Annotated in this window: 17 protein-coding genes, 1 pseudogene and 1 riboswitch; of the genes and pseudogenes, 6 read left to right on the forward strand and 12 right to left on the reverse strand. The window is 70.0% G+C overall.

The window, feature by feature from the left end; genetic code table 11:
• Positions 1-162: 162 nt before the first annotated feature.
• The 9 genes from ACFU3E_RS33355 to ACFU3E_RS33395 form a co-directional block, all read right to left on the reverse strand.
• Positions 163-837, reverse strand: coding sequence for a trimeric intracellular cation channel family protein (locus ACFU3E_RS33355; protein WP_384166877.1), 675 nt, complete (start codon positions 835-837; stop codon positions 163-165).
• Between the two features lie 85 nt (positions 838-922).
• Positions 923-2053 (reverse strand): ABC transporter ATP-binding protein, encoded by a 1131-nt coding sequence (locus ACFU3E_RS33360; RefSeq protein WP_384166879.1) that lies wholly within the window; start codon positions 2051-2053, stop codon positions 923-925.
• Between the two features lie 23 nt (positions 2054-2076).
• Positions 2077-3174, reverse strand: coding sequence for an ABC transporter ATP-binding protein (locus ACFU3E_RS33365; RefSeq protein WP_384166881.1), 1098 nt, complete (start codon positions 3172-3174; stop codon positions 2077-2079).
• Positions 3171-4169 (reverse strand): ABC transporter permease, encoded by a 999-nt coding sequence (locus ACFU3E_RS33370; RefSeq protein WP_384166918.1) that lies wholly within the window; start codon positions 4167-4169, stop codon positions 3171-3173. Before ACFU3E_RS33370 ends, ACFU3E_RS33365 begins: the two co-directional genes overlap by 4 nt.
• Before the next feature lie 113 nt (positions 4170-4282).
• The gene (locus ACFU3E_RS33375) at positions 4283-6061 is read right to left on the reverse strand and encodes an ABC transporter substrate-binding protein (RefSeq protein ID WP_384166883.1); all 1779 of its coding nucleotides are present in this window, start codon (positions 6059-6061) and stop codon (positions 4283-4285) included.
• A gap of 70 nt (positions 6062-6131) precedes the next feature.
• Positions 6132-7139 (reverse strand): ABC transporter permease, encoded by a 1008-nt coding sequence (locus ACFU3E_RS33380; RefSeq protein WP_384166886.1) that lies wholly within the window; start codon positions 7137-7139, stop codon positions 6132-6134.
• Positions 7140-7474: 335 nt separating this feature from the next.
• Complete coding sequence (locus ACFU3E_RS33385) at positions 7475-8275, reverse strand: enhanced serine sensitivity protein SseB C-terminal domain-containing protein (RefSeq protein ID WP_384166889.1); 801 nt, start codon at positions 8273-8275, stop codon at positions 7475-7477.
• A gap of 358 nt (positions 8276-8633) precedes the next feature.
• Entirely contained in the window at positions 8634-9422 is a 789-nt protein-coding gene (locus ACFU3E_RS33390; RefSeq protein ID WP_384166892.1) for an enhanced serine sensitivity protein SseB, read from the reverse strand.
• A gap of 190 nt (positions 9423-9612) precedes the next feature.
• Entirely contained in the window at positions 9613-10287 is a 675-nt protein-coding gene (locus tag ACFU3E_RS33395) for an AAA family ATPase (RefSeq protein WP_384166894.1), read from the reverse strand.
• Between the two features lie 222 nt (positions 10288-10509).
• A riboswitch (glycine riboswitch) is annotated at positions 10510-10609 on the forward strand.
• 195 nt (positions 10610-10804) lie between these two features.
• Here ACFU3E_RS33395 and gcvT point away from each other — a divergent pair.
• The 5 genes from gcvT to ACFU3E_RS33420 all read left to right on the forward strand — a co-directional run bounded on the left by gcvT (position 10805) and on the right by ACFU3E_RS33420 (position 16047).
• A complete protein-coding gene (gene gcvT, locus ACFU3E_RS33400) occupies positions 10805-11926 on the forward strand; it encodes a glycine cleavage system aminomethyltransferase GcvT (RefSeq protein WP_384166897.1) in 1122 nt (373 codons plus the stop codon).
• A 103-nt stretch (positions 11927-12029) separates the two neighbouring features.
• The gene (gcvH, locus tag ACFU3E_RS33405) at positions 12030-12407 is read left to right on the forward strand and encodes a glycine cleavage system protein GcvH (protein ID WP_384166900.1); all 378 of its coding nucleotides are present in this window, start codon (positions 12030-12032) and stop codon (positions 12405-12407) included.
• A gap of 8 nt (positions 12408-12415) precedes the next feature.
• The gene (gene glyA / locus ACFU3E_RS33410) at positions 12416-13678 is read left to right on the forward strand and encodes a serine hydroxymethyltransferase (protein WP_384166903.1); all 1263 of its coding nucleotides are present in this window, start codon (positions 12416-12418) and stop codon (positions 13676-13678) included.
• An 87-nt stretch (positions 13679-13765) separates the two neighbouring features.
• A complete protein-coding gene (locus tag ACFU3E_RS33415) occupies positions 13766-15148 on the forward strand; it encodes an L-serine ammonia-lyase (protein ID WP_384166906.1) in 1383 nt (460 codons plus the stop codon).
• A 341-nt stretch (positions 15149-15489) separates the two neighbouring features.
• Positions 15490-16047 carry a glycoside hydrolase family 25 protein gene (locus ACFU3E_RS33420; RefSeq protein WP_384166909.1) on the forward strand — a complete coding sequence of 186 codons (558 nt, stop codon included), beginning with the start codon at positions 15490-15492 and terminating at the stop codon, positions 16045-16047.
• Between the two features lie 22 nt (positions 16048-16069).
• Here ACFU3E_RS33420 and ACFU3E_RS33425 read toward each other — a convergent pair.
• From ACFU3E_RS33425 to ACFU3E_RS33435, 3 genes and pseudogenes are all read right to left on the reverse strand, one after another.
• A pseudogene (locus ACFU3E_RS33425) lies at positions 16070-16237 on the reverse strand (NADP oxidoreductase); the annotation flags it as partial.
• 128 nt (positions 16238-16365) lie between these two features.
• The gene (locus ACFU3E_RS33430; protein WP_189727755.1) at positions 16366-16578 is read right to left on the reverse strand and encodes an EF-hand domain-containing protein; all 213 of its coding nucleotides are present in this window, start codon (positions 16576-16578) and stop codon (positions 16366-16368) included.
• A gap of 59 nt (positions 16579-16637) precedes the next feature.
• A complete protein-coding gene (locus tag ACFU3E_RS33435) occupies positions 16638-17552 on the reverse strand; it encodes a MerR family transcriptional regulator (RefSeq protein ID WP_384166912.1) in 915 nt (304 codons plus the stop codon).
• Between ACFU3E_RS33435 and ACFU3E_RS33440 the strand changes: the two genes are divergently transcribed.
• On the forward strand, positions 17551-18175 hold a 625-nt coding region (locus tag ACFU3E_RS33440), incomplete at its 3' end, for a GNAT family N-acetyltransferase (protein ID WP_384166915.1). The genes ACFU3E_RS33435 and ACFU3E_RS33440 overlap by 2 nt on opposite strands.

Below are 18175 nucleotides of genomic sequence, written 5' to 3' on the forward strand. Positions count from 1 at the left end.
GGGCCGGCTGACCCAGGAGAGGGGCGTCCGCCCCACCCTCGGGCCGGCACCTCGCGGCACGGACACCGCGGGGGGGGGGGCGGCCGGGGTGCGGCCGGTGGTGACCGGGGCGGCCGTGGTGGGCCGGAGTGGTGCGGACCCGCGTGCGGCGGGAGCGGGCCGTCACGGCAGGACGGGCTGCTCCTCCTCGCTCACCGTCGACCGCCGGTGCCAAGCCCGCGGAGCGCGCCAGTGGTACCGCATCGCGAGCAGGCGCAGCGCGAAGGCGGTGATCACCGCGAGGGCGCTGGTGAACGGGTTCAGGGCGTCGTAGCGGATGCACAGGGCGACGAGGGTGGCGCCGACGATCGCCGGGACCGCGTACAGGTCACGGTCCCAGCGCAGCAGGGAGGGGACCTCGTTGGCGAGGACGTCCCGCAGCACACCGCCGCCCACCGCGGTGGTCAGGCCCAGGCCGGCGGAGGCGGTCAGGCCGAGCCCGTACTCGTACGCCTTGATCGTGCCGGCGGCGCAGAAGAGGCCGAGGCCCGCCGCGTCGAAGACGTTCACGGCGACTTGGATGCGCTCCACCTGGGGGTGCAGGAAGAAGACGAGGAGGGTGGCGAGCAGCGGGGTGAGGAAGTATCCCAGGTCCGTGAAGGCGGCGGGCGGCACGGCTCCGATGACCAGGTCACGGAACAGCCCGCCGCCCAGCGCGGTGACCTCGGCGAGGACGGCCATGCCGAACACGTCGAAGTTCTTGCGCACGGCCAGCAGGGCGCCGGAGATCGCGAAGACGAAGATGCCGATCAGGTCGAGCGTGTGCAGGACGGACGGACTGAAGAGTTGCTGGAGCACCCGAGCATTTTCACCTACGGGTGAGCCCCCGCCCCCTTGTGCGGCGATGCACGGAGGCGAGGGCGGGGGCGGGGATCGGGGAGGACTACTTCCCGGGGGACTCCACGGTGACGTCCTTCGCCGAGGACAGCAGCTTGGTGTCCTGCGGCTGCTGGTCCTCGAAGTTCTCCGGGTGGTGGCAGGCGACCTGCTGCCCGGCCCGCAGTTCCTTGAGCGGCGGCTCGGTCGTCTTGCAGATCTCCGTCGCCTTCCAGCACCGGGTGTGGAAGCGGCAGCCGCTCGGCGGGGCGATCGGCGAGGGCACGTCGCCCTTGAGCAGGATGCGCTCGCTCTTGGCCGACTTGCGCCTCGGGTCGGGGATCGGCACCGCCGACATCAGAGCCTTGGTGTACGGGTGCATCGGCGTCCTGTAGAGCAGGTCGCGCTCGGCGAGCTCCACGATCTTGCCGAGGTACATCACCGCGATCCGGTCCGAGACGTGCCGGACGACCGACAGGTCATGGGCGATGATCACGTACGTCAGGCCGAGCTCCTGCTGGAGGTCGTCCAGCAGGTTCACCACCTGAGCCTGGATCGACACGTCCAGGGCCGACACCGGCTCGTCGGCCACCACCAGCTTCGGGTTGAGCGCGAGCGCGCGGGCGATGCCGATGCGCTGACGCTGACCGCCGGAGAACTCGTGCGGATAGCGGTTGTAGTGCTCGGGGTTGAGGCCCACGACCTCCAGCAGCCGCTGCACTTCCTTCTTGATGCCGCCCTCGGGCGTGACGCCCTGGAGCCGGAAGGGAGCGCCGATGATGGTGCCGATGGTGTGGCGCGGGTTCAGCGACGAGTACGGGTCCTGGAAGATCATCTGCACGTCGCGGCGCAGCGGGCGCATGCCGCCGACGCCGAGGTGCGTGATGTCCTTGCCCTCGAACTCGACCGTCCCGGCGCTCGGTTCCAGCAGCCGGGTGATGAGCCGCCCCATCGTCGACTTGCCACAGCCCGACTCGCCCACGACGCCCAGGGTCTCGCCGGCCCTGACCTCGAAGTCGATGCCGTCGACCGCCCGCACCGCGCCGACCTGCCTCTGGAGCATGCCCTTGCGGATCGGGAAGTGCTTCTGGAGCCCGGTCACCTTCAGCAGGATGTCGCCGGCGGCGGCGTCCTTGGTGGGGGCGGCCCTGTCTGCGGCCTGCGCCTCGGTGCCGTCGCTCTTCGCGGGCGTGGTCACGACCGTGTCCTTGGACTTCTCGCTCACAGTTTCGGCGCAATCTCTTCGGTCCAGATACGCTCCCGCTGCTCCGTGGTCATGTGGCAGGCGGCCCAGTGCCGGCTGCCGATCTCGGCCAGCTCGGGGCGGACCGTGCGGGTGACGTTGTCCTTCGGCACGTCGGCGTACGGGCAACGTGGGTTGAAGGCGCAGCCGGACGGGACGTTGATCAGGGAAGGCGGGGAGCCCTTGACCGGGATGAGGCGCTCCTGCTGCTCACGGTCCAGTCGCGGCATCGAGCCGAGCAGGCCCCAGGTGTAGGGGTGGCGGGGCTCGTAGAAGACGTCCTCGGCCGGGCCGCGCTCGACGCAGCGGCCGCCGTACATCACCAGGATGTCGTCGGCGAGCTCGGCGACGACACCCAGGTCGTGGGTGATGACGATGACCGCGGAGCCGAACTCCTTCTGGAGGTCGCGGATGAGGTCGAGGATCTGCGCCTGGACGGTCACGTCGAGGGCGGTCGTCGGCTCGTCCGCGATGAGCAGTTCGGGGTTGTTGACCAGGGACATCGCGATCATCGCGCGCTGGCGCATGCCGCCGGAGAACTCGTGCGGGTAGCTGTCGACGCGCTTGTCCGGTTGCGGGATGCCCACCCGGTCGAGCATCTCGATCGCCCTGCGGCGGGCGGTCTTCTTGTCGACGTCGTGGTGGATGCGGTACGCCTCCACGATCTGGGCACCGATCGTGTAGTACGGGTGCAGAGCGGACAGCGGGTCCTGGAAGATCATCGCCATCTCGCGGCCGCGCAGCTTGCGCACGTGGTCCGGGTCGGCGGACAGCAGCTCGGTGCCGTCCAGCCAGATCTCGCCGGAGATCCGGGCCTTGCGCTTGCCGTACTGGCCCGCTGTGTGCAGACCCATGATGCCGAGCGAGGTCACCGACTTCCCGGAGCCCGACTCGCCCACGATGCCGAGGGTCTTGCCCTTCTCCAGCTGGAAGCTGAGCCCGTCGACGGACTTGACCAGGCCGTCGTCCGTCGGGAAGTGCACCTTCAGGTCGCGCACTTCCAGGAAGGCGGTCGGCGCCGACGTGGTGACCGTGGGCTCGCCCACGGCCGCTTCGGACTTGCTGAGTTCGGTCATGAGAGCCTCACTCGGGGGTCGATCACGGCGTACAGGATGTCCACCACGAGGTTGGCGATGAGCACCGCGAGAGAAGTAATCAGGGTGACGCCCAGGATGAAGGGCAGGTCCTGGTTCTTGATCGCTTCCAGCACCTTCTGGCCGAGGCCGGGCAGACTGAAGGTCGTCTCGGTCAGGATCGCGCCACCCATGAGGGCACCGATGTCCATGCCGAGCATGGTGAGGATCGGTGTCAGCGTGGAGCGCATGGCGTGCTTGCGGATGACGATCTGTTCCTTCAGGCCCTTGGCCCGGGCGGTGCGGATGTAGTCCTCGCCGAGTATCTCCAGCATGGTGGCGCGGGTGATCCGCGCGTACATCGCCGCGTACAGGAACGCCAGGGTGACCCACGGCAGGATCATGCCGCCGAGCCAGCCGCCGAAGCCGTCCTCCAGGGGCACGTACTGCCCGTCGATCCAGTTCAGTCCGTAGGAGAAGATCGCCAGGCTGAGCAGACCGGTGAAGTAGATGGGGAGGGAGACACCCGACAGCGCGACGACCATCGCGCTGCGGTCCCACAGGCTGCCGCGCTTGAGCGCGGAGACGACACCCGCGGTGAGACCCAGGATCAGCCACAGCACGGCGGCACCGAGCGCGAGCCCCAGGGTCACCGGGAAGCGGTCGGTCAGCACCGGCCAGACGGCCTGTTCGCTGCGGAAGGAGTAGCCGAAGCACGGCGCTGAGCAGTTGGTGACGTCGCCGCCGGCCGCATAGGTACGGCCCACGAAGATGCCCTTGAAGAACTCCCAGACCTGGACGTAGACCGGCTCGGCCAGGCCCAGCTTCTCCCGTACCGCCTCGACGGCGGCCGGGTCGGCCTGCTTGCCCACGAAGCTCGTGGCCAGGTCGACGCCCGCCCACTTGGGGACGAGGAAGAAGATGCTGAAGACCACCAGGATGATGACCACCAGCATCACAGCGGCGGCGAACAGCCGCCTGATGAGATAAGCGAGCACAGCTCTCGGCCCGGCGTCGGACCGGGCCACCGGAGGTCCTCCGGTGGCCCGTGGTCACGCCGCCCCGGCCTTCACCTGCCTTTCGTGCCGTGTGGCGGGTGTGCCGACCGGGATTACTTCACGCCCATGTTCACGAAGTCGTACTGACCGTTGTACGCGTCGCTCGTGTAGACGTTGGCAAGCCGGTCCGAGCGCCAGTTGATGTACTTCTCGAAGGTGAAGGGCAGGTAGTAGGCGCCCTCCATGACCTTGTGGTTGATCTCCGTGGAGATCTGGGTCTTCTTCGTGTCGTCGAGTTCCTTGACGTAGTCGGCGAAGAGCCCGTCGATCGTCTTGTCCTTGATGAGGGCGAAGTTGTTGTTGCCGCTCTCCAGGATGTACTTGCTGCTCCACAGCGGCAGACCGAAGCCCTGGACCGTGGCGAAGTCCGGGCCCCAGCCCATGATGATGATGCCGTAGCCCTTCTTCTTCACGTTCGAGGGGCTGCCGATGATGCCGGAGGTCTGCGAGCCGTCGTACTGGTCGATCTCGGCGTCGATGCCGACCTTCTTCAGCGAGGCCTGGAGGGACTCGGCGGTGTCCACCTCGACCTGCTTGTTGTTGCGGACGGCGATCCGGGTCTTGAAGCCGTTGGGCTGGCCGCAGGCCTTCAGCTCTTCCTTGGCCTTGGTGATGTTGCCGCTCTTGTTGGCACCGGCGATCTCGTACGGGTCGTACTTCTGGCCCTCGGAGCCCGGAACGGACGGCGGCAGCATGTTGGTACCGATGTCACCACCGGCGACGGGGCCACCACGCGCGTTCTGCAGCGAGACGTGGTCGGCGCCGTAGATCACGGCCTTGCGGCAGTGGATGTTGTCGAACGGCTTCACGCTCTGCGGGAAGGCCGCGTAACGGATGTAGCCGGTGAGCGGGTTGTCCAGGTTGGCCTTGTGCTCCTTCAGGGCGGTGTTGCGGCCCTGCGGCGACAGACCGGTCTGGTTGAGGTCCAGGTCGTAGTCGCCGTTGATCAGGCGCTGGTCCATGTCGTTGGCGTTGGTGAAGAACCGGACGCTGATCTTGTCCGGGTACGCCTTGCGGATCGGGTCCGAGGACGCCTTCCACTCGGTGTTGCGCACCAGCACGAGGGACTTGCCCGGGGAGTACGACTGGAACTTGTACGGGCCGGAGGAGAACGGCCTCAGGGTGTACTTGGACTTGGTGTCCTTGTCCTGCCGGACCGGGGACGCCGAAGGCATCGCGATCATCTCGGGGAAGTCGCTGTTCGCCTCGGGCAGCTTGAAGACGATCGTCTTGTCGTCCGGGGTCTCGATCGCCTTCAGGCCCAGCTTGTCCGCGGACTCGTCCTTGTACGGGCCCGGGTACTCGCCCTTCGGGTCGAGGAGGTCCTTCAGGTAGACCGGACCGCCGGACAGCACGTCCTGCGCCCACTGGCGCTCGATGCCGTACTTGACGTCCTTGGAGGTGATCGGCTTGCCGTCCTCCCAGGTGACGCCGTCCCGCAGGGTGAACGTGTAGGTCTTGCCGTCGTCGGAGACCTTGCCCATGTCCGTGGCGAGGTCCGGCGTGAGCTCGGCACCCTTCTCGCCCGGCTCGGTCTTGAAGCTCAGCAGCTGACGGCTGTAGTTGCGCATGAAGTTCCAGGCGAAACCGTAGTAGCCACGCGTGGTGTCCCACGAGTCGGCGTCCTGGGCGGCGGCGAACTTCAGCTCGCCGCCCTTCTTGGTGGAGGCGTTGGCCACCTTGTTGTTGCCCGCGTTGAAGCCGGCCGCGCCGTTGCCGTCGCCGTTGTCGTCGTTGCCGCCGCCGCACGCCGCCGTGGTCAGCAGCGCGGCGACCACGGCTGCAGCGGCCACGGCCTGCTTGCGCCGCCCTGAGGTGCGTTGGGTAGTCACGATCTCGGATCCTCCGGATTAGATGAGAGACCCCGTGTCGGGTGCCACGGGTCGCTGTGGGTACGGCAAATCAGCGCGAGCCCTTCGGATCCAGCGCGTCACGCACGCCGTCGCCGAAGAGGTTGAAGGCCAGCACGGTGAGGAAGATCGCCACGCCCGGGATCACCATGTACATGGGATCCGAGTCGTAGTAGTCGATCGCGCTCGAAAGCATCTGCCCCCAGGAGGCCGTGGGGGGCTTGACGCCCACGCCCAGGAAGCTGAGTGCCGCCTCGGTGAGGATGTTGGTGGGGATCATCATCGTCGTGTAGACGATGATGGGCGCGACGAGGTTGGGCAACAGTTCCTTGAACAGGATGTAGAACCGCCCGGCACCCAGGGACCGGGCCGCCTCGACGTACTCCCGCTCGCGCATGGAGAGCGTCTGGCCGCGCACCACGCGTCCGATGTAGGGCCAGCCGAAGAAGCCGATGACCAGGATCATCACGAACAGGCGTACGCCCGTTCCGGACAGTCCCAGCATCTCGTTCGGCATGACGGAGACCAGCGCGATGATGAACAGCAGTTGCGGGAAGGCCAGCAGACCGTCCATCACACGGCTGACGACAGCGTCGACCCAGCCGCCGAAGAAGCCGGCCAGGACACCCAGGATGGTGCCGAGCACCACGGCGACCAGTGCGGACAGGAAGCCGACGAGGAGTGAGATCCGGGCGCCGTAGACGATGCGCGCGAAGATGTCGCGGCCGTTGACCGGCTCGACACCCAGCAGGTGCTCACCACTGATGCCGCCCAAGGACCCGATAGGGGTGCCGAACAGAGGGTCGATCAGGTCCTCGTGGTGTGCCTCGGGATCCTGGCCCACCAGGTTCGTGATGACCGGCGCGAGCAGCGCGACCACGACGAGCGCGAGCACCACGACGCCACCCAGCAAGGCGAGTTTGTCCCGCTTCAGGCGCTCCCAGGCGATCCGCCCCAGAGAACGCCCCTGTACGGCCTTCGCGTCGGCGCTGGCTACCGCCGCTTCCTCGGCCGCGCTCGGGGCCGCTTCCGCGGTCGGCTCGTGCAATGGTGCCGTCATCTGGCAGGGACCCCTCTCAACCGGTGGTGACCGGCCCGCACTTGCCGCTGTGGCGGCGTCATCAGTCCGTCGTACACAGGGCGAACACCCCTGGTGCGGGAGTCTTCAACGCTTTGGCGTTTTGTTGCCAGACTTGGCGATGAATGGATGCGTAAACGTGATGCTGTCTGCCGGGTTCCGTTATCCGGACAGTGGGTAACGCGGGTCGGACGCGCTGCAATGCGTGCTTTCAGGACAGACTTGAACTTTTCACCCTCATCTACGCGCGAAGAGCTGAGGGCTTGTCGCATTCGCGGGTGAGGAAGGAGGCCCCGCGAGCCAGCCCGCGGGGCGGGTCAGTACCGGCCCTGGGCCGGAGGGTATCCGTAGCCGGAGGCCGGGGCCTGGACAGGGGCGGTGGCGTGGGCCTCGCGGTCGTAGAAGGGACGGGCGCCCGCGCGCAGCCACATGGCGACCGGGTCGTGCTCGTCGGACATGGCGACGGTCGACACCGGGAGCCCGTCCGGCACGGCGCCGAGGGACTGCTGCATCATCGCGCGCACGGAGTCCACGGCCGGCGGCGAGTTGTCGTACACGTCCAGTCCGATGGCGAGGTACGGAGCCCCGAGCGCGGGCTGCACCCAGGCGCGGCGCAGCGAGCGGACGGCCGGGGTGCGGTGGGCGTTCTGCGCGAGCAGCGCGTAGAACTGCGGGATCTCGATGGCGGGTTCGGACAGCCGCAGGGGGCCCGCGGGCTGACGGTCCAGACCCGTCGCGATCCGGCGCAGATCGAGCCAGGGGATGCCGACGCCACCGCCGGGGGCGTGCGGGTTGAGCCACAGGCCGTAGTGGTCGGGGTAGAGGGCGCGGGCGACGTCGATGCCGTCGAGCACCTCGTACGAGCGGTTCCAGCCGCTGGCGGAGAGCTCCTGGGCGGAGGTCACGCAGGGCGCGTAACCGTGGCCGTCGACGTCCATGTTCCCGTACTGGGCGTCGGGGGAGCCGGCCTGGCCGTGCCACAGGAGCATCCAGATCTGGCCGGTGTGCGGGGTCGCGAGCGCGCGCAGGAGTGCCTCGTAGGCGTCGTAACGCCCGGGCGTGACCTGGCGCAGCATGTGCTCGACCTGTCCGGCCGCGGCCGTGCCGCTCGCGCTCACCTTTACCGCCCCTTCGTACAACGCCTCGACCGTGCCCTGGTGCCGCGGCAGGCAACGTCTGCCCGTCAAGGAGCGGCGTCCGGTGCGTGCTCTCGGCGTGCCGGCCGGAAGTCCTCGTACTGGTTGTACTCGGGCTTTCGGCCGGTGCGGCGAGTGGGGGTCCCCCCTGCTCGAAGAGCTTGGGGGAGCGTGCCGGGCGTCGCGACGGGGCGAGCATTGCCTGTCGCGGCACTAGCTTAAGCCCGCCCACCGACTCGGGACTTGCCCTCGTTCGGCGAGTGCGGTCCGTCCGGGGCCTGTCGCGCCCGCGCGGCGGAGCCGCACGGTGTCACGGCCCCGCGCCCCTGGGTTCGTTTCCCTACCGCTGGTAGAAGGGCCGGACCCGGTCCCGCATCCAGTTGCCCACCGGGTCCTCCGCCACGTCCAGGAGGACGAGGTTGACCGGCCAGGGGGCCGGGACGGCGGTGACGGCACGGGTGAGGGCCTCCAGCGGAAGGGCGCGCAGGTCACCTTCCCACTGGGAGAGTTCGACGCCCACGAACATCACGGGGTCGGCGGTCTCGATGGCGGCGAGGCAGCGGCGGGCCGTGACGACGACGCCGGTCGCCTCGAACTCGGCGGACGCGGCGGCGAGGAAGTCCACCGGGTCGTCCTGCCAGTCGGGCTCGAAGAGGCGGACCCGGCCGCCGCTCGCCGGGCCGTCCAGCGGGGTCCGGCCGGCCCGGCACAGCTCGGCGACGGCGGGCGGCGGCAGCGGGATGCCGACCACACCACCCGGGTTGATGGCCATCCCCGCGTGCGGGGGCAGGCCGCGGGCGAACTCCACGGCCGGCGCGATGGTGTACGACATGTGGGAGCCGACGACCTGGCGGAACTGTTCCTCGGAGCTGAACACCGGCACGAACGCCTGGCCGTCGATCTCGATGCCGGGCAGGTCGAGGGGGCCGCTGTGCGGGCCGCCGCCGCTGGGCAGCGGGATCCACACGAAGCTCCGGCCGAGCACCTCGACGATCCGCCCGCCGGCCGCCGGTCCGGCGCCGAGGGAGGCCGAGAGCACCTCCTCCAGCTCGTTGCCGGGCCAACCGCCGTGCGGGTGGGTCTGCGTCTGCGCCGGAAAGTCCGCGGAGAAGTCCGCCGGGATGTCCATCTGCCTACCGCCTGCCTGGAACCACTGCTGTGGTTCAAAAGGCTAACGGCTGACGGACGCGGGGAGACCGGGCCGTCTCTGTTCGACCAGAGGTGGGTGCTCCGGGGTGCGTGCCGCGCGGGCAGGTGAAGCCGGGCCGGGACCACGGGCGGGCGGCACGCACGCAGTCCGCCGCCCCGGCCCCGGCCGGTCAGCCCGTGAAGCCGATCCTGTGGAGGGTGTTCGCCGCGTCCCGGTCGGCGAGGACGGCGGAGCCGCAGCCGGGAGGGAGGTCACCGCGCTCCGCCGCGCGCAGGAGGCGGGTGCTTGCCGCGCGGTGCCGCAGGAACGCGTAGCGCGAGACGCCGCGGCCCCGGTCGCGCTGGCCGGCCAGGGCCTGCTCGGGGGGGACGTCGAGGAGGAGCAGGTGGAGCGTGCCGCCCCGGCGGCGGGCCTCGCGGGCGAGCCAGCGGCGGACCCAGGCCTGCGTGCCGCAGTCGTGCACCACGATGCCCTCACCCGTGCGCAGGGCACGGCGCAGTCCGGTGTAGTGGGCGAGGCGGACGAGCGGGCGGTAGAGCGCGTACGGCAGGGCGCGTGGCATGCCGCGCTCCCAGCGGTCGCGGGTGTCCTGGGAGTCGATGCGCCGGCCCGGCACGGTGCGCCGCATCAGCGTGGACTTGCCGCTGCCGGGCAGGCCCGTGACCACGACGAGGTCGCGGGGGCCGAAAAGCAGCGCGTGCGGGCCGCGGCCTGCGCGGTCGCGCAGATCGCGGACGGCCGGCACCGGCACCGGCACCGGAGCGCGAACCGCCCGGACCGGAGCGGCGGCCGGCTGCTCGGGCAGCGCGATGCCCGTCGTCGCGTACGCGATGGTCCTGTTCACCGTGATTGTCCTCCCCTGGGGCCAGGTACGGAGTCCCATCCCCGCCGAGTGTAAAGAGAAGGTAATGCCGCAGGCCTCTCTTTTGCGTTCTTGTCCTGCAACAGGGCTGCTACAGGTCTCTGTGTCCGGCGCGCGGGACTCGTGCACTCCCTGTGAAAGGTCCCCCTGCCGCGCCGGAAGGATGCGTGCAATGATGTGCGCGCCAACTGCATACCGGCCGTTTGAATCCGCGCGGGAGAGTCCCCAGCACCGCAGACGCTGGGGCGCCGAAGGAGCAAGTCCCTCCCTTGAATCTCTCAGGCCCCGTTACCGCGCGGGCGAGGCACATCTGAAAAGCGGGCCGTCCCCTGTCCAGGACAAGGGGTGCGGCTCCACCCAAGGTGCAAGCCGTGTCCCGTGTGGTCAGGGCGAACCTCTCAGGTTCCGATGACAGATGGGGAGGAACGACCTCGCCCTCCCTCACGCTCGGCTTCGCTCGCGCGGGAGGGGCCCCGTTTGCCCTGGGAGACGACCGACTGTGAGCAGTACAGGAGAACTCCGTCACACCGCGCTCGATGCCCTGCATCGCTCGCTCGGCGCGACGATGACCGACTTCGCCGGCTGGGACATGCCCCTGCGCTACGGCTCCGAACGCGACGAGCACACCGCCGTACGCACGAAGGCCGGCCTCTTCGACCTCTCCCACATGGGCGAGATCACCGTCACCGGCCCACAGGCGTCCGCCCTGCTGGACTTCGCCCTGGTGGGCAACATCGGCGGTGTGAAGCCGGGCCGCGCCCGCTACACCATGGTCTGCCGGGCCGACGGCGGCATCCTGGACGACCTGATCGTCTACCGGCTGGGCGAGACCGAGTACATGGTCGTCGCCAACGCCTCCAACGCCCAGGTGGTCCTGGACGCGCTGACCGAGCGCGCCGCCGGCTTCGACGCCGAGGTACGCGACGACCGGGACGCCTACGCGCTGATCGCCGTACAGGGCCCCGAGTCGCCGGGGATCCTGAAGTCCCTGACCGACGCCGACCTCGACGGCCTGAAGTACTACGCCGGGCTGCCCGGCACGGTGGCGGGCGTGCCGGCCCTGATCGCCCGGACCGGTTACACCGGCGAGGACGGCTTCGAGCTGTTCGTGAAGCCGGAGCACGCCGTCGAGCTGTGGCAGGCCCTGACCAAGGCCGGCGAGGGTGCAGGCCTGGTCCCGTGCGGGCTGTCCTGCCGTGACACGCTGCGCCTCGAGGCGGGCATGCCGCTGTACGGGCACGAGCTGTCGACCTCCCTCACGCCCTTCGACGCCGGGCTCGGCCGGGTGGTGAAGTTCGAGAAGGAGGGCGACTTCGTCGGGCGCGAGGCCCTGCGCGAAGCCGCCGCCCGGGCCGAGCAGAACCCGCCGCGCGTCCTGGTCGGTCTCGTGGCCGGGGGCCGCCGGGTCCCGCGCGCCGGGTACGCGGTCGTCGCCGGCGGCGAGGTGATCGGCGAGGTCACCTCCGGCGCCCCCTCCCCCACCCTCGGCAAGCCGATCGCGATGGCGTACGTCGATCCCGCGCACGCCGCGCCCGGCACGACCGGCGTGGGCGTGGACATCCGGGGCAGTCACGAGCCGTACGAGGTCGTGGCGCTGCCGTTCTACAAGCGCCAGAAGTAGACACTGGCCGAAGGGCCGCGGCAGCGACCCCGTGCCCGTCGTCCCAGCTCACCAGCAGTCCCCCCTTCCACAGCACTCCCGCGCGTACAGGAGAATCCAGGCCATGAGCAACCCCACAGAGCTGCGCTACAGCAAGGAGCACGAGTGGCTGTCGGCCGCCGAGGACGGCGTCTCGACGGTCGGTATCACGGAGCACGCGGCCAACGCGCTCGGCGATGTCGTGTTCGTCCAGCTTCCCGAGGTCGGTGACTCCGTGTCCGCGGGCGAGACCTGCGGCGAGCTGGAGTCGACCAAGTCGGTGTCCGACCTGTACTCCCCCGTCTCCGGTGAGGTCACCGAGGTCAACGAGGACGTCGTGAACGACCCGTCGCTGGTGAACTCGGCCCCCTTCGAGGGCGGCTGGCTGTTCAAGGTGCGGATCACGGACGAGCCGGGTGACCTGCTCTCCGCCGACGAGTACACCGCGTTCTCCGCGGGCTGAGGAGTCGTATGTCCGTCCTGAACACACCCCTGCACGAGCTCGACCCGGCGGTCGCCGCCGCGGTCGACGCCGAGCTGCACCGCCAGCAGTCCACGCTGGAGATGATCGCCTCGGAGAACTTCGCCCCGGTCGCGGTCATGGAGGCCCAGGGCTCGGTCCTCACCAACAAGTACGCCGAGGGCTACCCGGGCCGTCGCTACTACGGCGGCTGCGAGCACGTCGACGTGGTCGAGCAGATCGCGATCGACCGCATCAAGGAGCTGTTCGGCGCCGAGCACGCCAACGTGCAGCCGCACTCGGGCGCCCAGGCCAACGCGGCCGCGATGTTCGCGCTGCTGAAGCCGGGCGACACCATCATGGGTCTGAACCTCGCCCACGGCGGGCACCTGACCCACGGCATGAAGATCAACTTCTCCGGCAAGCTCTACGACGTCGTCGCCTACCACGTGGGCGAGGACGGCCGGGTCGACATGGCCGAGGTGGAGCGGCTGGCGAAGGAGTCCAAGCCGAAGCTGATCGTCGCCGGCTGGTCGGCGTACCCGCGGCAGCTGGACTTCGCCGCGTTCCGCCGGATCGCGGACGAGGTCGGCGCGTACCTGATGGTTGACATGGCCCACTTCGCGGGGCTCGTCGCGGCCGGGCTGCACCCGAACCCGGTGCCGCACGCGCACGTGGTCACCACCACGACCCACAAGACGCTGGGCGGCCCGCGCGGCGGTGTGATCCTCTCCACGGCCGAACTGGCCAAGAAGATCAACTCCGCGGTCTTCCCCGGTCAGCAGGGCGGTCCGCTGGAGCATGTGATCGCCGCCAAGGCGGTCTCCTTCAAGGTCGCGGCCTCGGAGGACTTCAAGGAGCGCCAGCGCCGTACGCTGGAGGGTGCCCGCATCCTGGCCGAGCGTCTGGTGAAGGACGACGTCCGGGCCGTGGGCGTGGACGTCCTGTCCGGCGGCACGGACGTGCACCTGGTCCTGGTCGACCTGCGCCACTCGGAGCTGGACGGCCGGCAGGCCGAGGACCGCCTCCACGAGGTGGGCATCACCGTCAACCGGAACGCGATCCCGAACGACCCGCGTCCGCCGATGGTGACGTCCGGTCTGCGGATCGGCACGCCTGCCCTGGCCACCCGCGGGTTCCAGGCGGAGGACTTCGCGGAGGTCGCGGACGTCATCGCCGAGGCGCTGAAGCCGTCCTACGACGCCGAGGCCCTCAAGGCCCGGGTGAAGGCCCTGGCCGACAAGCACCCGCTGTACCAGGGTCCGAACCAGTAACGAAGAAACCTTTCGGGTGCCGCGCCCGCCACACGCGGGCGCGGCGCCCACCCCCTCTGCACCACCCCCGTAGTCAGGAGTTCCCCCGTGGCCATCTCGGTCTTCGACCTGTTCTCGATCGGCATCGGCCCGTCCAGCTCCCACACCGTCGGCCCCATGCGCGCGGCCCGGATGTTCGCCCGGCGGCTGCGCAACGAGGAGTTGCTGGCCCCGACCGCGCAGGTCCGCGCGGAACTGTACGGCTCGCTCGGCGCGACCGGGCACGGCCACGGCACGCCCAAGGCGGTGCTGCTCGGCCTGGAGGGCGACTCGCCGCGCACGGTCGACGTGGAGAGCGCCGACGAGCGGGTGGAGGCGATCAGGACCGGCGGCCGGCTGAACCTGCTCGGCGAGCACGAGATCGCGTTCTCCTTCGACGACGACATGGTCCTGCACCGCCGCAAGGCCCTGCCGTACCACGCGAACGGCATGACGCTGTGGGCGTACGACGCCTCGGGTACGGAGCTGCTGTCGAAGACGTACTACTCGGTCGGCGGCGGCTTCGTCGTCGACGAGGAAGCGGTCGGGGCGGACCGCATCAAGCTCGACGACACCGTGCTGAAGTACCCCTTCCGCACGGGGGACGAGCTGCTGCGCCTGACCGAGGAGACGGGCCTGTCGATCTCCGCGCTGATGCTGGAGAACGAGCGGGCCTGGCGCACCGAGGAGGAGATCCGCGCGGGCCTGCTGGAGATCTGGCAGGTGATGAGGGACTGCGTGGCGCGCGGTCTGTCCCAGGAGGGCATCCTGCCGGGCGGGCTCAAGGTGCGCCGCCGGGCCGCGAACACCGCGCGCAAGCTGCGCTCCGAGGGCGACCCGCTGGCCCTCGCCATGGAGTGGATCACCCTCTACGCCATGGCGGTCAACGAGGAGAACGCCGCGGGCGGCCGGGTCGTCACCGCCCCCACCAACGGCGCCGCCGGCATCATCCCGGCGGTCCTGCACTACTACGTCAACTTCGCGGCGGGCTCTGCATCCGAAGGAGAAAAAGAGGAGGGCGTGGTCCGCTTCCTGCTCGCCGCGGGCGCGATCGGCATGCTCTTCAAGGAGAACGCCTCCATCTCCGGCGCCGAGGTCGGCTGCCAGGGCGAGGTCGGCTCCGCCTGCTCCATGGCCGCGGGCGCCCTGGCCGAGGTTCTCGGCGGCTCCCCCGAACAGGTCGAGAACGCCGCCGAGATCGGCATGGAGCACAACCTCGGCCTCACCTGCGACCCGGTCGGCGGCCTGGTCCAGATCCCCTGCATCGAACGCAACGGCATGGCCGCGGTCAAGGCCGTCACGGCCGCCCGCATGGCGCTGCGCGGCGACGGCTCCCACAAGGTGTCCCTGGACAAGGTCATCAAGACGATGAAGGACACCGGCGCGGACATGTCGGTGAAGTACAAGGAGACGGCGCGGGGCGGGCTGGCCGTCAACATCATCGAGTGCTGACCTTCTCCCGGCCGACGGCCTGAAGGCTGTCCTCGCTCCCTCTTGAGCCGGGCCCTTCGGGCACCAGGGGGTGGGGCGCAGTGGCGAGGCGGCCGGAGAGTGCCACTGTCGTCGCGGCGTGCGCCGGCATCACCGCCACCGCCCACGTCCTGGACCCGGCCCGCCCACCGGCCGGGCTCCTGTCTGCCGTTGCGGAACTCGCGGACCGTGTCACCTCCACGGCGGAAGATATCCGCCCAGCGGGCACCAAAGTCGACGATTCCACATCGGTCCACCGCAGGCCGTGCCATGGTAGTGGTCGCCGACTCCCCTCCCCCCACCAGCACTTCAGGGAGCCTCCCATGCTGCGCGGCATCGATGTGAGCGCGTACCAGTCCTCCTCCTACGGCACCGACGGCCTCTCCTTCGTCTTCGTCAAGGCGACGGAGGGGCGCTCCTACGTCAATCCCAAACTCGCCGCCCAGACCAAGCGGGCCCGGGACGCCGGGCTGGTCGTCGGCTTCTACCACTTCCTGTGGCCCGGCAACCTCACCGCCCAGGCCGAGTACTTCGTGAGCAAGGCCCCCGACCGGGCGGGCGACATTCTCGCCGTCGACTGGGAGACGACCAGCAGCGGAACGCACGCGAGCAACGCCGAGAAGGATCTGTTCCTCCGCAAGGTGAAGGACCTCCGGCCGGACAACCGGGTCGTTCTCTACGCCAACCGCAACTTCTGGCTCACCGTCGACACGACGTCCTATGCGGGCGACGGCCTGTGGATCGCCGACTACGTCCCGGCGGGCAAGCCCCGCATCAAGGCGAAGTGGCGCTTCCACCAGTACACCGACGACCCCCTCGACAAGAACGTGGCCGACTTCGAGAGCAGGGCGGCGCTACGGAGGTGGGCGGAGGAGGCCTGACCCGCCCGGCGGACACCCCGTGGCCCCGGAAGTCCGCAGTGCGCTCGGGGGAGGCTTCCGCCAGGTCATTCGTGACCGCCTCGACGGTGTCGAAGCCGAGCGCGTCGATCAGGTCCCGTACCTTGCGCTTGGCCGCCTCGTCGCCGGCGGGGAGCGGGCGGTCCAGGATGTCCTGGGCGAAGGTGCCGCTGGGCCGGCCTCCGGGGCGGGCGGGCTGTGCCGAGTCCGGGAAGAGGGCCTCGTACACGATGCGCCGGGCACGGCAGGGGCCCGGTGCGGCGATCGCGGACCGGGCCCCTCGGCTCGACGAACCGGCGCCTACTTGTTCAGGTAGGCCCAGAACTCGTCGAAGCTCAGCTGCTTGTCGCCGTCGAGGTCGCGGGTCTTGATGACGACCTCGGCGACCGACTCGGTGACGTTCCAGTCGCCCGACCGGGCCAGGGCGGTCTTGAACTCGGCAGCGGTGATGAATCCGTCACCGTCCGTATCGATCCGCTCGAACTGCTTGCGTGCTTCCTCGATGTCCGCCACCGATCCGCCCCTCATCTCGTGCTGTACGTCCTAGTGACGCAGGTTTGACGCAGGTCAGATTAACGGGCCGTGCGCGCGTCCAGTGCGGCGACCACCCAGGCGAACTCCTCGCGGTACGCGGCCTCGGGCCCGGTGCCCTTCACGACGGCGAGCAACTCGCGGTAGCGGGCGACCCGGTCGGTGGCGTGCGACCGCAGCCGGGTCAGTACGGCGGCGGGGTCGGCGTCGCCCAGCAGCTCGCGCAGCACCTCGGCCGCCTCCGGTGAGTCGGGGGCGATCCCGCGGTCGCGGGCATCGGCTCCGAGTTGCACGAGCCGCCGGGAGAACCACAGGGACGCCCCCGCGGGTGTGTCATGGCCGCGGTCGGCCGCGTTGAACTCGGCCACCTTGCGCATCTCGGCCCGGAAGCCCCGGTCCTGGAGCATCTCGGCCAGCTCCAGCCAGGCGTCCACCTGCTCGGGTGTCGGCTCCTCGGGCAGGTCGGCGGCGGTGTTCCGCATGCGTTCGCGGATCACCGGGTCCGCCGTGTCCAGCCCGCGGAACACCTCGTCCACGAACTCCTCCACGATCCTTCGCCGCTCGGCCGCCGACAGCCGTGCCAGTCTGTTCATGAGCGTCATCTCCTCCGCGCCGGAATCCCGCTTCGCGACGGTCGACAGCACCGCGCGGGTCACCTTGAGCGACCGGATCTGTGTGTCCAGCGCGACCACGTGCGCGGCCGCGACCTGGGCGACGGTCGTCTCACCCGCCAGGACCCGGCGGATGTCCGACAGGCCGAGGCCCAGTTCACGCAGCGTGCGGATCAGTTCCAGCCGGGCCACGGACGCCGCGTCGTACAGCCGGTAACCGCCAGCGGACCGCGCCACCGGGGGCAGGGCGCCCTCGTCGGACCAGTAGCGGATGGTGCGCACGGTCAGTCCGGTGGCCCGGGCCAGTTCGCCGATGGTGAGCAGTCCGGTGCCGTCGTCGATCATGTCTGCGAGTCTGGACCTTCCAGCGGGTGGAGACTCAAGGAGCGTGTCGGTGGCGGACACTCTGGGGGACCTTCTCGACGCGGCGGCGCGGGGCGTCTTCCCGCCGGCGGACGGCGGCACGACGATCCTGCCGCAGCCGTCGCCCCGGGACGCGGGGGTCATCGCCTTCACGGCCCACTCGGTCGTCTTCACCGACGAGGACCCCGACTGGGTGCGCCAGGCGTTGGCCGGTACCGGCTGCGACGCGCTCGCGGCCCCGATGAACGCCCGCTTCCTCACGGCCCTCATGGACGGGACGGGACGTACGTCGGACACGGTCGACGTGCTGCTGACCGGGACCGCGCTGCCCGGGGAGCCGCGGCTGGCGCTGACGGAGACCGACAGCGCGGACCATCCACGAGTGGTCTCGGCACGGCGGCGGCGCGACGACGTCCGGGTGTGGACGACGCGGGGCGGGGTGCTCGTCCTGGGCCGCGGGGTGGCCGGGCGGTGGGAGGTCTCGGTCGAGGTCGGCGAGGAGGCGCGGCACCGGGGGCTCGGGCGGCGGCTCGTGGCGGCGGCACGGCACCTGGCCGGGGGCGCGCCGGTGTGGGCCCAGGTGTCGCCCTGGAACGCCCGCAGCC

It is taken from the genome of Streptomyces sp. NPDC057424, from assembly GCF_042803315.1.
Classification (GTDB): domain Bacteria; phylum Actinomycetota; class Actinomycetes; order Streptomycetales; family Streptomycetaceae; genus Streptomyces.

Excerpts from the sequence above, each read along its gene's own strand:
- ACFU3E_RS33365 (WP_384166881.1), bottom strand. The coding sequence starts at position 3,174 with ATGACCGAACTCAGCAAGTCCGAAGCGGCCGTGGGCGAGCCCACGGTC.
- ACFU3E_RS33420 (WP_384166909.1), top strand. The coding sequence starts at position 15,490 with ATGCTGCGCGGCATCGATGTGAGCGCGTACCAGTCCTCCTCCTACGGC.
- ACFU3E_RS33435 (WP_384166912.1), bottom strand. The coding sequence starts at position 17,552 with ATGATCGACGACGGCACCGGACTGCTCACCATCGGCGAACTGGCCCGG.
- glyA (WP_384166903.1), top strand. The coding sequence starts at position 12,416 with ATGTCCGTCCTGAACACACCCCTGCACGAGCTCGACCCGGCGGTCGCC.
- gcvH (WP_384166900.1), top strand. The coding sequence starts at position 12,030 with ATGAGCAACCCCACAGAGCTGCGCTACAGCAAGGAGCACGAGTGGCTG.
- ACFU3E_RS33390 (WP_384166892.1), bottom strand. The coding sequence starts at position 9,422 with ATGGACATCCCGGCGGACTTCTCCGCGGACTTTCCGGCGCAGACGCAG.
- ACFU3E_RS33380 (WP_384166886.1), bottom strand. The coding sequence starts at position 7,139 with ATGACGGCACCATTGCACGAGCCGACCGCGGAAGCGGCCCCGAGCGCG.